Source organism: Novosphingobium resinovorum (assembly GCF_027922145.1).
Classification (GTDB): Bacteria; Pseudomonadota; Alphaproteobacteria; order Sphingomonadales; family Sphingomonadaceae; genus Novosphingobium; species Novosphingobium resinovorum.
The window spans coordinates 57399-73653 of the sequence record NZ_BSFC01000044.1; the positions used below are offsets into that span (position 1 = coordinate 57399).

The 16255-nt window shown below is 68.9% G+C and carries 11 protein-coding genes; 7 read left to right on the top strand and 4 right to left on the bottom strand.

Annotated elements, in window-relative coordinates; all coding sequences use genetic code 11:
• Nucleotides 1–12 precede the first annotated feature (12 nt).
• Complete coding sequence (locus PKE80_RS22990) at nt 13–2250, top strand: transglycosylase domain-containing protein (RefSeq protein WP_271184529.1); 2238 nt, start codon at nt 13–15, stop codon at nt 2248–2250.
• A 220-nt stretch (nt 2251–2470) separates the two neighbouring features.
• On the opposite strand, the gene PKE80_RS22995 is transcribed toward PKE80_RS22990, so the two are convergent.
• From PKE80_RS22995 to hflK, 3 genes are all read right to left on the bottom strand, one after another.
• The gene (locus tag PKE80_RS22995) at nt 2471–4012 is read right to left on the bottom strand and encodes a Do family serine endopeptidase (protein WP_008829137.1); all 1542 of its coding nucleotides are present in this window, start codon (nt 4010–4012) and stop codon (nt 2471–2473) included.
• 171 nt (nt 4013–4183) lie between these two features.
• Entirely contained in the window at nt 4184–5038 is an 855-nt protein-coding gene (hflC, locus tag PKE80_RS23000) for a protease modulator HflC (protein ID WP_271184530.1), read from the bottom strand.
• Entirely contained in the window at nt 5035–6195 is a 1161-nt protein-coding gene (gene hflK / locus PKE80_RS23005) for a protease modulator HflK (protein ID WP_036526337.1), read from the bottom strand. The genes hflC and hflK overlap by 4 nt, the downstream gene beginning before the upstream one ends.
• Before the next feature lie 215 nt (nt 6196–6410).
• On the opposite strand from hflK, the gene PKE80_RS23010 reads away from it, so the two are divergent.
• The 6 genes from PKE80_RS23010 (at nt 6411) to PKE80_RS23035 (ending at nt 14583) form a co-directional block, all read left to right on the top strand.
• Nucleotides 6411–7415: an Mrp/NBP35 family ATP-binding protein gene (locus PKE80_RS23010; RefSeq protein ID WP_271184531.1), complete on the top strand. Its 1005-nt coding sequence runs from the start codon at nt 6411–6413 to the stop codon at nt 7413–7415.
• A complete protein-coding gene (locus PKE80_RS23015; RefSeq protein WP_271184532.1) occupies nt 7415–9685 on the top strand; it encodes a xanthine dehydrogenase family protein molybdopterin-binding subunit in 2271 nt (756 codons plus the stop codon). Before PKE80_RS23010 ends, PKE80_RS23015 begins: the two co-directional genes overlap by 1 nt.
• Nucleotides 9682–10713, top strand: coding sequence for a ferrochelatase (hemH, locus tag PKE80_RS23020; RefSeq protein ID WP_271184533.1), 1032 nt, complete (start codon nt 9682–9684; stop codon nt 10711–10713). Before PKE80_RS23015 ends, hemH begins: the two co-directional genes overlap by 4 nt.
• 61 nt (nt 10714–10774) lie before the next feature.
• On the top strand, nt 10775–11731 hold the full coding sequence (locus tag PKE80_RS23025; RefSeq protein WP_271184534.1) for a helix-turn-helix domain-containing protein: 957 nt from the start codon (nt 10775–10777) through the stop codon (nt 11729–11731).
• 54 nt (nt 11732–11785) lie between these two features.
• Nucleotides 11786–13411: an NAD(P)/FAD-dependent oxidoreductase gene (locus PKE80_RS23030; protein ID WP_271184535.1), complete on the top strand. Its 1626-nt coding sequence runs from the start codon at nt 11786–11788 to the stop codon at nt 13409–13411.
• Entirely contained in the window at nt 13408–14583 is a 1176-nt protein-coding gene (locus PKE80_RS23035) for a BaiN/RdsA family NAD(P)/FAD-dependent oxidoreductase (protein ID WP_271184536.1), read from the top strand. Before PKE80_RS23030 ends, PKE80_RS23035 begins: the two co-directional genes overlap by 4 nt.
• Here PKE80_RS23035 and PKE80_RS23040 read toward each other — a convergent pair.
• Nucleotides 14580–16253, bottom strand: coding sequence for a hypothetical protein (locus tag PKE80_RS23040; protein WP_271184537.1), 1674 nt, complete (start codon nt 16251–16253; stop codon nt 14580–14582). The genes PKE80_RS23035 and PKE80_RS23040 overlap by 4 nt on opposite strands.
• Nucleotides 16254–16255: the final 2 nt, after the last annotated feature.

Genomic DNA, 16255 nt, shown 5'->3' on the forward strand with positions numbered 1-16255 from the left:
TGCATCCTACCCATGGCCAAGAATTCCGGCCCCAAAAGCTCCGGGGGCAGCCGTGCCTCGCGCGCAGCTTCCTCTTCTTCCGACAAGAAGCCGCTCTGGCGCCGCATCCTGCGCGGCGTGTTCATATGGGGCGGCGCGCTGGCGCTGCTCGGCGCGATCTTCCTGGGCACCGCCGTGTTCTTCACGATGCGCGAACTGCCCGACTATTCGGCGCTGAAGAGCAGCCAAAACGGCCAGATGATCGTCGTGCGCGCGCGCGACGGGCGCGAACTCGTCTCGCTCGGGCCGAGCTACGGCAAGTGGATGCCCTATGACGAGATCCCCGCGATCATGCGTGATGCCATCGTCTCGGTCGAGGATCGCCGCTTCCGCGAGCATCCCGGCGTCGATGCGATCGGTCTGGCCCGCGCAGTCTACATGTCGATCACCACCGACAGCCGCGCCAAGGCGACCTCGACGCTGACGCAGCAGCTGGCGCGCAACATCTTCCTCACCAACACCCGATCGTGGAATCGCAAGGCGCGAGAGATGGTGCTGGCGCTGGCGCTCGAGAGGAAGTTCACCAAGGACCAGATCCTCGAACTGTACCTCAACAAGGTCTACTTCGGCGGCGGCGCCTATGGCATCGACGCGGCGAGCCGCAAGTTCTTCGGCCACCCGGCCACCGAACTCTCGACCGCCGAATCGGCGATCATCGCCGGGCTGGTGAAGGCCCCGTCGAACTACTCGCCCACCGCGGACGTCGAGGCCGCCAAGGGGCGCGGCAAGGTCGTGCTCGGCCTGATGGCGCGCGAAGGCGTGATCTCGCAGGCGGAGGCGGACAGCGTCGATTTCTCGGACGTGCAGGTCGCGAAGGAGAAGGGCCAGAACTCGGTCCGCTATTTCACCGACTGGGCGCTGCCGCAGCTCGACATGTTGCTGCCTGAGAACAACGAGCCGATCGAGGTGTGGACCACGCTCGACCCGGCGATGCAGGACGCGGCGACCAAGTCGATCGACGCCAACGTGCCCAAGGGGGCGCAGGGCGCGCTCGTCAGTCTCGACAAGGATGGCGCGGTGCTGGCGATGGTCGGGGGCACGGATTACGTGAACTCGAACTACAACCGCGCCACTTCGGCGCTGCGCCAGCCGGGTTCGTCGTGGAAGCTGTTCGTCTACCTTGCCGCGCTTGAGGCGGGCTACACCCCCGACGATCGCGTCGTGGACGAGCCGGTGACGATCCAGGGCTGGAGCCCGCAGAACGACGGCCGCAACTTCGCCGGCCAGATCGATGTGCGCACCGCCTTCGCCTATTCCAAGAACACCGTCGCCGCGCAGCTGGGCAACGAGGTCGGCTTCGGCACCGTCGCCAGCATGGCCAAGCGCTTCGGCATCACCACCAATATCAACACCAAGCCGGCGATGGTACTGGGGACTTCCGAAGTGCGCGTGATCGACATGACACGCGCTTTCGCGGCGGTGTCGGCGGGCGGTACTTCGGTGGAGCCCTACGGCATCACCAAGGTCACCACGACCTCGGGCGAGCTGCTCTACGAGCACAAGTCGGTGCAGGGCCAGGTGCTGGTGCCGCATTACGTGGCGGCTGGCATTACCGACCTGCTGCAGACCGCCGTGGCGATCGGCACGGGCCGCGCCGCGCAGATCGGGCGTCCGGTAGCGGGCAAGACCGGCACCACCAGCTCGAACAAGGACGGCTGGTTCCTCGGCTTCTCCAGCGGCATTACGACCGGCGTATGGATGGGTCGCGACGACGCCAAGCGGGTCGCGGGGCTCTCCGGCGGTCATGCTCCGGCGCGGGCATTCTCGGACTACATGAAGGTCGCCGTCGCCAAGCGCCCGGTCGAGCAGTTCGACACCGAACTCAAGCTGCCCGAATGGCAGCTGGAGCCCGATGACGAGCAGATGCAGGGCAATCCTGACGACTATTACTACACCGACGAGAACGGCAACCTCGTCCACCCTGACGGCGCCACGCCAGACCAGCCGCCTTATGGCGGGGTTCCGAACGGGCAGGCGCCGAACGGCGGCGTGGTTCCGCCGGACTACGGGCCGCAGGGTGCGCCGGTTGCACCGCCCGCTGCGGGCAACGACTTCCTCGACCGCGCCACCGGGCGCGAGCGGGAAGATCCGGGCCTGCGTCCGGGGCAGGGCACCGGGGCCTATCCGGGCGCGCGTCCCACGCCGGTCCCGCGCGTGATGCCGACGCCGCGTCCGACGCCGACGCGGATACCCGGTACAACGCAGCCCTGATCGCCGCGTCGTTTCAAACCAAACCGCGTCATCCCAGCGAAGGCTGGGACCGCTCGCCCATTACTGCCAACTATCGTTAGGGCGCCCTGCCGGTGATTGGGTTTTACGCGGCCGGCGGTCCCAGCCTTCGCTGGGATGACGTTGGCCCATCTCCCACACACGAAAAGGCCCGCCGGATCGCTCCGGCGGGCCTTTTCCTTTTACGCCTCGGCGCGTCGTGTCAGCGCAGGCGCACCGGCACGAAAGTCGCCTGCTGGCCGCGCGGCTGGACGCGCAGGAGGAGGGCCGAGCGGCCTTCCGCCTTGGCGGCGTTGATCGCGGCGGTCAGGTCCGCTGCGGTCGTCACCGGACGGCCGTTGGCCTGCAGGATGATGAAGCCGCGCTGGAAGCCCTTCTGGCCCGCGTCCGAGTTCGGATCGACCGCCACGATGACCACGCCCTTGGTGCCGTCGGCCGCGCCGAGCTGGCGGGCGATGGTGGCCGTCAGCGGGGTCACGGTCAGGCCCAGCGAGTTCTCGATCACGCCCTTTTCCTGCTTCTGGGGCGGATTGTTGAACGCATCGCCGTCTTCGTCGCCATCGGGCGTGAAGGACTGCGAAAGCTCGTCCTCGCTCGGGCGCTTGGCGACCGTGGCGGTCAGGGTCTGGCGCTTGCCGCCGCGGATCACTTCGACCGGGATGCGTGCGCCCGGCTTGGTGTTGGCGACGATGTAGGACAGCGTCTGATCCTTGGTGACTTCCTTGCCGTCGACCGTGACGACGACGTCGCCCGCCTGCATGCCGGACTTGGCCGCCGGGCCGTCAGGCTCGACCATCTGGATGAACTCGCCCTTGTTGTGGGCGATGCCCAGCGAATCGGCGATGTCCTCGGTCACCGGCTGGATGCGCACGCCAAGATAGCCGCGCTCGATCGCCTCGCCCTTGATGAGCTTCTGGACGAGCGGGGCCGCGATCTCCGCGGGAATGGCGAAGCCGATGCCGACGCTGCCGCCCGTGGGCGAGAAGATCGCGTTGTTGATGCCGATCACCTGCCCGTTCATGTCGAACATCGGACCGCCCGAGTTGCCCCGGTTGATCGCCGCGTCGGTCTGCAGGTAGCGGTCATAGGCGCCGCCGCTCTGGGTGGAGCGGTAGACGGCCGAGACGATGCCCGAGGTCACCGTGCCGCCGAGGCCGAACGGGTTGCCGATGGCGATGATCCAGTCGCCCACGCGCGCCTTGCGGCTGTCACCGAACTTGACGAACGGCAGGCTCTTGCCCGCGTCGATCTTGAGCACCGCAAGGTCGGATGCGGCGTCCTTGCCGATCAGCTTAGCGGGATACTCGGCGCCGTCGGGCATGGTGACGGTGATCGATTCGACCTGTCCCTTGCCCTCGGCGGTGATGACGTGATTGTTGGTCACGACATAGCCGTCCGCCGAGATGATGAAGCCCGAGCCGAGCGACTGGGCCTCACGCGTCTGGGGCGCGCCGTTACCGCCACCCTGTCCGCCGAACAGCCCTTCGAACGGAGTGCCCGCGAAGGGGTTGGCGCCGCCGCCCGCGACCTGCACCTTCTGGCGGGTCGAGATATTGACGACGGCGGGCTGCAACTGCGCGGTGAGATCCGCGAAGCTGGCGGGGGCACCGGCACGCGGCACCACCTTCGAAATTTCGCTGGCCTCGTTCTGGGCCACCTGGGCACCTGCGGGGTAGCCGGTGACGAGCGATGCGGTAGCGCCTCCGATGAGGAGCGCTGTGGTCAGTCCATAGGCATATCGCACTGGCTTCACGTCCTTTGATTCCTCCGTTTCGGCGGCTTGCGCCAAGATCCGACTGGTAACCCCGAAGCGGTTTCACGCCCCGCGAGCTTAACCGGATTTGAATGATGCGGAAATCCGCCACTTTTACGAAGTTCCGGCCGCCAACTCCCGATGGGCAACGGCCGAAACCGCTCACGGCTCCCTGAAATGATTCAGATAGGCATTGTCCGGCGAGAGCAGAATGGTCTTGGCGCCGTTCGGGCTGCCGGGCGCGCCCTTGCCGAACGACACCGCGTAGCTCTGCATCGCGCGGTAGAAGTCGTAGAACTGCGCGTCCTTGCCGAAGCTGTCGGCGTAGATCTTCGCGGCCTGGGCCTCGGCCTCGGCGCGGATGATCTGCGCGTCGCGCTGGCCCTGCGCGGCGATCGTCTTCGCCTCTTCCTGGCGGCCCGCTTCCATGCGCACGAAGGCAGCGGCGAGCGCGCCCTCGGGCAGGTCGGCGCGCTTGATCCGCACGTCGACGACCTGTGCGCCGTATTCGGCGGCCTCGCGGTCGAGCAGCTTGCGGATGTTCTCCATCGCCGCGCCGCGTTCGGCGGTGAGCAGCGACTGGAAGGTGCGCTTGCCCAGTTCCTGGCGCACGACCGAGGAGAGGATCGGTTCGAGCTGCTGCGTCACCCGCTCGCTGGTGCCGGCGGAGCGGACCATCTTGATCGGATCGACGATGCGGTAGCGGGCATAGGCGTCCACGTTCAGCCGCTGCTGGTCGGTGGAGAGCACCTGCTGTTGCTGCATGTCGACCGAAAGCAGGCGCTTGTCGATGCGGATCACCTGCTCGACCAGCGGGATGCGCCAGTGCACGCCCGCGCCGGTCTGCCCGTAGGCCGCGTTGGCGATATAGGGGTTGTAGACCCGCACCGGGCGGCCGGTCTGGACGACGACCGCCTGCTCGTCCTCGGGAACGACGATGGTGCTCATCATCAATCCGACGACGACGGCGCCCGCCGCGATCCACGCGGCCTTGTAGTCATGCCACAGGTTCATCACTGACCTCCCGTGCTGGTCGGTACGCTGACCGAGGTGTCGGGAGCGGGTGCGGCACGGCGCTGCATCTCGGGCAGCGGCAGGACGGTGTTCACGCCCTTTTCGCCGACCACCGTGTCATTGTCGCGCAGGACGCGTTCCATCGTTTCGTAGTACATGCGGCGCTTGGTCACTTCGGGGGCGAGCCTGTATTCCTCGTAGACCTTGTCGAACGAGCTGGCATCGCCCTGGGCGCGGGCGATTACCTGCTGCGCCCAGGCGCGCGCCTCGGAACGGTCGCGCTCGGCTTCCTGCTGGGCGACGTTGACGTTGTCGAACGCGCCCTTGGTCTTGGCGGGCGGGTCGGCCTTCTTGATCTCGACGCCCTGGATGGCGATGCCCGAGCGGTAGAAGTCGAGGATGCGCTGCATGCGCTCGCCCACGTCCTGCTCGACTTGCGCACGGCCTGCACCGGACAGAGCCTGGCCCAGCGAGACTTGCGCGATCGAGGCGCGCATCGCGGCCTCGGCCACTTCCTGTACGGTGCCGTCCGGGTCGGCGAGGCGGAAGGTGTAGTCCTTCAGGCCCTTGATGTTCCAGCGCACGAGGTAGCTGAGATCGACCAGGCTCTTGTCGCTGGTGAGCATCAGCTTCTCGTTCTCGTTGTCGGGCACGGCCACGACCTGGAACGAGCTGACATCGACGACCTTCACCTGCTCGATCGGCCAAGGGAGGGTCAGGCTCACGCCCGAATCGACGGTGCGCGAATACTGGCCGAGCGTGGTGACCACGCCCTGTTCCTTGGGGCCGAGCATGTGGACGCTGGAGAAACCGAGCACCACCAGCACGGCGGCGCCGATGCCGAGCGGCAGCCACGACTTGCCGTCCGGACGGCGCGGCAGGTTGGGGAAGCCGCCGGGGCCGCGCGGGCCGCCGCCTCCGCCACCGGGGCGCCGCTGGTCGCCGCGCCGAAAGATGTCCTCGATGCTGGCCGAGCGGCGGGGCGGGGTGCCCTCTCCGCTGGGGAGCCAGGGATTGCGGGGGCCTTTGCGCTCGGGGGTTTCGGACTGCGGCTCGTCGGGCTGGCTGCCGGATGCGTCTGCGCCGTCGGACCCGTCGCCGTCTCCGCTACCGCCGCCGTCATTGCCGCCGCCGCCCCACGGGCTGTTGCGTCCCGTCATCTGGGAAATTCCCGTTCCGTCCCCCGGCACGCCGCCAGGCGTGTCTGCACCACCGATAGCTGTCATGAGGCTATCTATAAGAACCCCTCGGGCAAATAACAGTGCCTCTCTTGCCCTTTTTCCCCGCGTACGCCACCTGAGCGGCGAGCGCCGGGGTATCCCTCGGCCATGACGGACACGCCGGAAACGAACCGGCAATCTACTGGAGACGACGAGTGAGCAGCGCCGAAGGTCTTGGGGCAGGAACCGAAAGCGACGATCTCAAGGCGCTGCTTCGGCCCGAGGCCGCAGCGCGTGTCCAGTCGCTGCGCGCGGCGGACGGCCGCGCGACGCTGGTTCTCGATGCGACCGGCCTCGATGCGGCGGCGCGGGCAGGACTGGAAGCGCATGTGCGCGATGCGCTTGGCGGCAAAGTCGCCGAAGTGCGCGTGGCGATGATGGCGGATAAAACCGAGCCCGCACCACCCAAGGGACCACGCATCATCGCGGTCGGATCGGGCAAGGGCGGCGTCGGCAAATCCACGCTTTCGGCCAATCTCGCGGTGGCGCTGGCCCGGATGGGACGGCGTGTTGGCCTCGTCGATGCGGACATCTACGGTCCCTCGCAGGCGCGTCTGCTCGGCACTGAGGGCCAGCGCGCCACGGCGCACGAAGGCAGGCTGGTTCCCGTCGAGAGCCGGTGGGGCGTCCCGGCGCTGTCGATGGCGCACCTCTCCAATGCCGGGCAGGCGATCGCCTGGCGCGGGCCGAAGATCTCCGGCGCGCTGCTCCAGCTGGTCGAGGGGCACTGGGAAGGCGCCGAAGTGCTCATCGTCGACCTGCCGCCCGGCACCGGCGACGTGCAGCTCACCATGCTCCAGCGCTGCAAGCCCGCAGGCGCGGTGATCGTCTCCACCCCGCAGGACCTGGCGCTGATCGACGCGACCCGCGCGGTCGAGCTGTTCACCAAAGGCGGCGTCCCCGTCGTCGGCGTGGTCGAGAACATGGCGGGCTATGCCTGCCCCCACTGCGGCGAAGTCAGCGATCCCTTCGGCTGCGGCGGCGCGGAAGCCTCCGCGAAGGAGATGGACGTGCCCTTCCTCGGCCGCATCCCCCTCGACATCGCAATCCGGCGCGAGGCTGATGCGGGCACGCCCACCGCGGCCGGGACCGGCCCGCAAGCCGAAGCCTTCACCGGGCTCGCCGCGCAAGTCGCGGCCTGGCTGGACGCCAACCCCTGATGGCGGTGAGCCGCCGTAACGTGCTCATCGGAGCGCTGGCAGGCGGCGGGCTCGCGCTCGGCTACATGCTGCGCCCGCGCAGCTATCCGCTGCCGCTGCAGCCGCGCGAGGGGGAGTTCGCCTTCGATGCGTGGATCAGGATCGGTACGGACGGTGTCGTCACCGTTTCGGTCCCGCAAGTGGAGATGGGGCAGGGCGTCACCACGCTCATTCCGCAGATCGTCGCGCATGAACTCGGCGCGGACTGGCGGCAGGTCGCCGCCGAGCCAGCCCCCGTGAGTGCCCTTTACGCCAACCTCGCGCTGGCGGCGAAGTGGGCTCCGCTCTGGATGCCGCTGCTACCCTCGCTGGCGGATGAACCGGACGACCTCCTGACCCGCCGCTGGGCCGAGAGCCACGTCTTCGACGTCACCGCCGACGGCACCGAGATCGCCGCCTACGAGGCCGGAGCCCGCGCCGCCGCCGCCTCTGCCCGCGCGATGCTGGCGCAGGCCGCCGCCGCCCGCTGGAGCGTCGCCTGGGAGGAGTGCGAGGTCGCGAACGGCTTCGTCACGCACGAAAACAAGAAGCTGCCTTTCGGCCCGCTGGCCTCCGAGGCTGCCCGCTTTTCCCCGCCCTCGACCCCGCCGCTGCGCCCTGAAGCCATGGCCGAGCGTCCGGGCGAATTCCCGCCCGGCGCGCGCCTCAGCTATCCGCGTCTCGACCTGCCTTCCAAGGTCGATGGCTCGTGGACTTTCGCAGGCGACGTGCGCCTGCCCGACATGGTCTTCGCCGCGATCCGCCATGGCCCGATCGGCAGGAAGATCTTCCTCTCCGACCTCGACGAGAGCGCGGCGAAGGACATGCTCGGCTTCCTGCGCACCGTCCGCAGCCCGGAAGGAGACGCCGCATGGGTCGCCGCCGTCGCCACCGACGGCTGGGCCGCCGAGCAGGCGCTGACCCGCATGGAACCGGGTTTCCGCGTCGCTGCCGGGGCCGAATCCGACGCCGTCGACACCGCGATGGACGAGGCGCTTCACAATGCCGACGCGCACCGCATCTATTCGGCGGGCGACATGGCGCTCGTGAAGGACCGCCTGCCGATCCAACTCGGCTACGAAGTCTCTCCCGCAATCCACGTCACCATCGAAACCGCCGCCGCGACTGCGTGGCTCCACGACGGCAAGCTGGAACTCTGGGTCGGCACGCAGGCCCCGCAAGCCACGCGCGAGGCTGTCGCGGCGGCACTCGGCATGGCGGTGCGCGACGTCGTGCTCTACCCCGTCGCGATCGGCGGCAGCTTCGACCGCCGCCTTGAATTCGGCCATGCCGTGGAGGCCGCGCTGATCGCCAGGGAGGTGGGCAAGCCCGTCCAGCTCACATGGTCCCGGCGTGAGGAATTCCGCGCCGGCCTGCCCCGTGCGCCGGTCTCGGCGGTGATGGCCGCGCGTCCCGATACCGACGGCCAGATCGCCGGCTGGCGCGCGCGCATCACCGTACCCGCGACCGCGCGCGAGTTCGGCCGCCGCCTGCTGGGCGGCGAGGCGCCTTACGAAGCCCTCGAAGCAGTCGCGCTCGATGCCGATCCGATGGCGCTCGAAGGCGCGGTGCCGCCTTACGCCATTCCCAACCTCGCGATCGACCATGTCCCCGTGCGCGTCGGCCTGCCCACTGCCCGGATGCGCGGCAATGCCCACGGCTGGACCGCCTTCTTCAACGAGAGCTTCGTCGACGAACTTGCCCACAAGGCGGGGCGCGAGCCCTTGTCCTACCGCATGGCGATGCTGGGCCACGACCCGCGCCTCGCCGCCTGCCTCCAGCGCGTCGCGGCGCTGGCGCAATGGGGCGGCGGCTCGGATGCCAGCGGGCAGGGGCTTGCCTGCCACGTGATAGGAAACGGCCGCATCGCCGTCATCGCCAGCGCCCGGCGCGAGGCCGAAGGCGTGCGGGTCGACCGCCTGAGCGCCGTCGCCGACGTGGGCCGCATCGTCAATCTCGACATCGCCCGCCAGCAGATCGAGGGCGGGCTGGTCTTCGGCCTCGGCCTCGCGCTCGGCTGCGCGGTGCGTTATGCAGGCGGGCGGCCGGACAGCGAGAGCCTCGCCGCGATGGGCCTGCCGACGCTGGCCGACTGCCCCGCGATCGAGGTGGACTTCATCGAGAGCAAGGAAGACCCCGCCGATCCGGGCGAGCTGGGCGTCGCCGCCGTCGCCCCGGCCGTCGCCAACGCACTTTTCTCGGCGACGGGCCTGCGCCTGCGCCGCCTCCCCTTCTTTGCCGAGGACGTATGAAACCGCCTGAGCTCCCGCCAGAACACCCGTCCGTCGCGACCGGAGGCGTCGGCGTCCTTCTCGTCAACCTCGGCACGCCCGATGCGCCCACGCCCGATGCGGTGCGCCGCTACCTTGCCGAATTCCTCTCCGACCCACGCGTGGTGGAGATCCCGGCGATCGCGTGGAAGCCGATCCTCCACGGCATCATCCTGCGCACCCGTCCGGCGAAGTCCGCCCATGCCTACAGCCAGGTCTGGACGCCCGAGGGTTCGCCGCTCGCCGCCATTACCGCCGCGCAGGCCCGCGCGCTTCAGGAGCGGCTGGGCAATACGGTCACCGTGGATTGGGCGATGCGCTACGGCAATCCCTCACTCCCCTTGCGCCTGCAGGCGATGAAGGATGCAGGGATCGATCGTATCCTCGTCGCCCCGCTCTACCCGCAGTATTCGGGGGCGACGACCGCCTCGGTGATGGACAAGCTGGGCGACGCCCTGCGCGCCATGCGCTGGCAGCCCGCGCTGCGCACGCTGCCGCCCTACCACGACGATTCGGCCTATATCGCCGCGCTGGAGGAAGACGTCGTCGCGCATGTGTCCGCGCTCGATTTCACGCCGGAAGTGCTGCTGCTCTCCTACCACGGCATGCCCGAGCGCACACTGCACCTCGGCGATCCCTACCATTGCCACTGCCGCAAGACCTCGCGCCTGCTGACCGAGCGGCTGGCCCTGCGCCTGCCGGACCTGCGCGTCGAGACCAGCTTCCAGTCCCGCTTCGGCCGCGCCAAATGGCTCGAACCCGCCACCGAGACCGTGCTTGTGGCCGAGGCAAAGGCCGGCACCCGGCGCCTCGCCATCCTGGCCCCCGGCTTCTCGGCCGATTGCGTGGAAACGCTGGAGGAACTGGCGATCCGCGGCCGCGAGGTTTTCGAGGAAGCGGGCGGCGAGCGCCTCGCCGTCCTCCCCTGCCTCAACGCCCGCGAACCGGGCATGGCGATGCTCGAAGCCCTCGCGCGGCGCGAGTTGTCGGGCTGGGTTGCAGCAATTTAACTGTCGGTAGCGGCACGTTTGTTCCAACTCTGTTCCCGTTCAGAGGGAAGGATTTTGGATCATGCGCGAGGCGGACTATCTCCAGCCCGACTTTGCTTATGGTGGGCCGGAGAAATCGGCGTCCGGCGGCCCGGGCGTGGCGCTGTCGATCTATGCCAACCGCGCCCACTTGCGCGCCACCTTGCGCGAGGACGCAGACGCGGCCGGCATGCGCATCGTCGCTGCCGCACCCCTTGCCGATCTCGTCACCATGGGGGAGGGGCTGGCGCAGGCCCGCCTTGCCGACGTGGTGCTGGTCGATTGCCCGCAGGTCGATGCGGGGGTGCTGGCGGCGCTCGCCCGGCTGGACTTGCGCGCGGCAGGCGGCGCGACGCGGCTGATCGTCTCGACCGGGGTGGAGGCGCTGGACGATGTCTTCGCCTGCATGGACCAGTCCTCGCCCGTCCTGCTTGTCGATCCCGACCGCGCGGAGCGGGTACTGGCGCTGGGCCGCGTGCTGGCGACGATGCCCTCCGGACGTGTTCGCGAACTTTCCGACGACGACCGCCTGATGCTGCTGCGCCTGACCGAGCAGGTGGGCCAGATCGCGGGCCGTATCGATCGCCTTGATGCGGGCGGTATCCCCGCGCCGCTCCCCGCCGTCCCCGCCGCCGGTTTCTCGCCGGGCCAGCTTCCCGACGCGCGGCTGGTCCGCCGGATCATCCGCCAGCGCCAGTTGCGTGCGCGCTTCCTCGACAACGATCTCTTCGCCGATCCCGCCTGGGATATGCTGCTGGACCTCACCGCCTCGCGCCTCGAAGGCAAGCGGGTCTCGGTGACCTCGCTCTGCATCGCTTCCGGAGTGCCGCCGACCACGGCGCTGCGCTGGATCGGCCAGATGGTCGATGCGGGCCTTTTCGTGCGCCTCAGCGACGGCGCCGACAAGCGCCGCGCCTTCATCGACCTCAGCGAAAAGGCGCTGCAGGCCATGGCCCGCTATTTCACGGAGATCGCCCTCACGGCCCCGGCGCCGATCTGAGCGCCGCATACGCAGCCATGGCGTTCGGGCGCGCCAGCGTATAAAGGCGCGCGGATGCTTCGCCTCACCGACATTGCCCTGCCGCTCGACCATACGCCCGCCGATCTCGACGCGGCGGTCGTCCAGCGCCTCGCCATCGCGCCTGCGGACCTCGAGCGCGTCACCGTGTTTCGCCGGGGCAACGACGCGCGGCGCAAGAACGCGATCAAGCTGGTCTACGCGCTCGACGTCACGGTGAAGGACGAAGCCGAAGTGCTCGCCCGCTTCGCCGACGACCAGCACGTGCGCCCCACGCCGGATATCGCCTACAAGTTCCCCGTCCGCGCGCCCGAGGGCTGGGAAGGCCCGCGCCCGGTCGTCATCGGCGCAGGCCCTTGCGGCCTCCTCGCTGCGCTGATCCTCGCGCAGATGGGCCTCAAACCCATCATCATCGAGCGCGGCAAGGCGGTGCGCGAACGGACCAAGGACACCTGGGGCCTGTGGCGCCGCTCGGAACTGAACCCGGAAAGCAACGTGCAGTTCGGCGAGGGCGGGGCGGGCACGTTCTCCGACGGCAAGCTCTACAGCCGCATCAAGGACCCGCGCCACCTCGGCCGCAAGGTTCTGACCGAGTTCGTCAAGGCCGGCGCGCCCGAGGACATCCTCACCGAAGCGCATCCGCACATCGGCACTTTTCGCCTCGTCACCATGGTCATGTCCATGCGCGAGACGATCGAGCAATTGGGCGGCGAATACCGCTTCAGCACCCGCGTCGAGGATTTCGAGATCGAAGGACAGGGCGACGAACGCCGCCTCAAGGGCCTGCACCTCTCGACCGGCGAATACCTTGCCGCCGAGCACGTTATCATGGCCGTGGGCCACTCCGCACGCGACACCTTCGAGGTGCTGCACAACCGCGGCGTGCACATCGAGGCCAAGCCGTTCTCCATCGGCGTGCGCATCGAACATCCGCAAAGCTGGGTGGACAAGGCGCGTTACGGGGCCTGCGCGGGCAACCCGATCCTCGGCGCGGCGGCCTATGCCATCTCGCACAAGGCGAAGAACGGGCGCACCGTCTATTCGTTCTGCATGTGCCCGGGCGGCCGCGTCGTCGCGGCGGCGAGCGAGGAGGGCGGCGTCGTCACCAACGGCATGAGCCAGTATTCGCGCGCAGAGTTCAACGCCAATTCCGGCCTTGTCGTGGACATCAGCCCCGAACGCGACTTCCCCGGCCATCCGCTCGCCGGGATCGCGCTTCAGCGCAAGTTCGAGAAGCTGGCCTACGTGGCGGGCGGATCGGACTACCGCGCGCCGGGCCAGAAGGTGGCGGATTTCATGGCCGGACGCCCCTCGAGCGAACTGGGCGAGGTCAACCCCAGCTACCAGCCCGGCATCCGCCTGACCGACCTCGCACAATGCCTGCCCGACTACGTCGTCGAGGCGATCCGCGAGGCGCTGCCGGTGTTCGGCCGCCAGGTGCCCGGTTACGATCATCCCGACGTCGTCATGACCGGGGTGGAGACGCGCTCATCCTCGCCTGTCCGGATCGGTCGCGACAAGGACTGCCAGAGCCTCAACACGCGCGGCCTCTACCCGGCGGGTGAAGGCGCCGGCTATGCGGGCGGCATCCTTTCCGCCGCCGTCGACGGCATCCGCGTGGCCGAGGCGCTGGCTCTGGAACTGGTCGGTACGCCCGAATGATCGCGCATTACGACGCCATCGTTCTCGGCGCGGGGGCCGCCGGGCTGCTGTGCGCCGCCACTGCCGGACAGCGCGGCCGCCGGGTGCTGCTGATCGACCACGCACCCGAGCCGGGTCGCAAGATCGTCATTTCCGGCGGCGGGCGGTGCAATTTCACCAACATCCACACCGCACCCGACCGCTACCTGTCGAGCAACCCGCACTTCGCCAAGTCCGCGCTCAGCCGCTACACCGCCGCCGATTTCCTCGCGCTGGTCGAAAGCTATGACATCGCCTGGCACGAGAAGACGCTGGGCCAGCTGTTCTGCGACGGGTCGGCGAAGCAGATCGTCGCCATGCTGCTGGAGGAATGCGCCAAGGGCATGGTCGAAGTCCGCTGCGGCGAGACCGTGGGCGAGGTCGAGCATGCCGACGGCCTCTACCGCGTGCGCCACGGCGAGCAGTCATCGACTGCCCCCGCAATGGTGATCGCCACCGGCGGACCGTCGATCCCCAAGATGGGCGCGAGCGGGTTCGCCTATGACCTAGCGCGCAAGTTCGGGCTCAAGGTGGTGCAGCCGCGTCCGGCACTGGTGCCGCTGACCCTGCCGGGGGACGAAGCGCTGTTCCGAGAGCTCTCCGGCGTCTCCACCGAGATCGTCGCGCGATGTGGGAAGACGGCGTTCCGCGAGGCGGCGCTGTTCACCCATCGCGGGCTGTCCGGTCCCGCCATCCTGCAGATTTCCAGCTACTGGAAGCGCGGAGACACCGTGACCGCACAGTTCCTGCCCGATCGGCCCGATGGCTGGCTGCGCGCCCTCAAGCGCGAACGCCCGCGCCTTTCATTCCGCAAGGCGCTGGGCGACGGCCTGCCCGAGCGGCTGGCCGAGGCGCTGTGTGGGCGGCTCGGTCTCGAAGGCGAACTCGGCGCACTGACCGACAAGGCGCTCGGCGCGGCGGAAGCGCGGCTGGCGCGCTGGCCGTTCCTGCCCGACGGTTCGGAAGGTTTCGCCAAGGCCGAAGTCACCGCAGGCGGCATCGACACCGCCGAACTCTCGTCCAAGACCATGGAGGCGAAGCGCGCGCCGGGTCTCTACGCGATCGGCGAGGCGGTGGATGTCACCGGCTGGCTGGGCGGTTACAACTTCCAGTGGGCCTGGGCGAGCGCCCGCGCAGCGGGGCTGGCGATCTAAAGCGTCATCAGGATGTCGCGGCGGCCTTCGCCCTGCCAGTCGAGCGTCGCCTTCAGCAGCGCGATGGTGGCGGCGCAGCGGTTGGGATCGTCCTCCTTGCGCATCGCCGTGGAGACCTGATCCTTGCCGAGCCCGGTGTCCTTCAGCACCCGCCGCACTAGTTCGGGCGGCACGCTGGCGGAGCGGGCGGCAGCCTTTTCCGGTGCCTTGAGCATCCCGCGCTGGACCAGCGAGGCGGCGAAGCGGCGCTCCTCTTCGCGGATTTCGTTCGGGACGAGGGTGGTGCCTGGCGGTGCGCCCCGGGCCATCATCTGGCGGCAGGCTTCGGCGCTGTCCGCTTTCGCAGCCTCCAGGAGGGCGAGGCGCAGGCGCATGGTGGTTTCGAAGTCCTTGCCATCAAGCAGGCGACCGTCGAGGTAGGTGCGGGCGCGCACCAGTTCCAGTCCACTTTCGGCAGTAGCCTGTTGATCGACGCCGCCATTTTCGGTGTATCGAGTGCGGCCCGCCAGCAACGTCGCCAAATCGGGCTGGTGGCTGCTCAGCCATACAGGGTCATGGCCTTCGCCGAATACTTGGGTAACGGTTACCTTGAAGGCTTCTTCCTGCGCTTCCGACTTGCTAGGCGGGCCGAGATTAGTGAGGAAGCCCAGCACGATCAGCCCGCCGAGCACGAGAAGACCGGTTGGCCATGTCCTGACTCTTTCCCACGAAGCGACGCGCTGCGGATCGAAGTGGTCTTCCAGTTCCGGGAAGTTCTTGCGCACGCCCGCCAGCAGCCCGCGCACGTCGCCGCCGCTGACGCGCAGGAAGCGCATGAGACCGGCGGGGCCGGGGCGGTGCAGTTCGGCCCATGCCTTGTGGTAACGGTGGCCGGGCACCTGCACCTTGCACTGGAAGCGGTAGCCGCGCAGCCGTGCGCCGAGGTAGTCCATCGTCGGGCGGGCATCGAGACGGCCCCATTCGTGCTCCCAGCCGAGCGCCGTGGTCGCCGCCTCCAGAAGCGGCGCGCTGCGCGGCCAGGCGCGGGCAAGAAGACCGGCGAGCCAGTCTTCCATTTCGGCCTGCTGTCCGATCGGCGCCCAGTGGATGCCATCGAGCACGGGCTTCAGGAGCGTGAGGGCCTGTACCTCTTCCGCCTCGTCGAGCGGCGCGGTCCCGGCAGAGCCATCGGGGTCGAGCATGGCGGCGAGGCGGGCGAAGGGAGATTGTAGTTCGTCCGTGCCGACGCCGGGAGCATCGCCGTGGCCTTCGACCAGCGGCGCGGCGAAAGGATCGGGGCGGCCGGGCGCCAGAGGCTCTCCGGTGGCGACTGTGCCATCGGGGATGAAATCGGGCGCGAGGCGATCGATCAGAGGCGCATCGCCGTGCGGCGGGACCGGGACGTCGAGGGTGTCTTCCGGCCATTCGCCGATGAGCGATGGGGCAGCGTGGAGCCAGCCGGTGGGCGCGGGCGCGGGTGCTTCGGGTTCCTCGACGGACGCTTCGGCTTGCGGTGACGGCATGGATTTCGCCAGGCGCAAGGCGGCGTCGCGGGCGCTGCGTAGCTGCGCGTAGCCTTCGACCTCGGCGTCGAGGTCCATTGTCTTTATCCGCGCGGCATAGGCGCTGCGGATCGCGCGGGCATCGCCGGTCGGCTCGATCCCGAGCAGGGACCACGGGAATGCCGTCATCA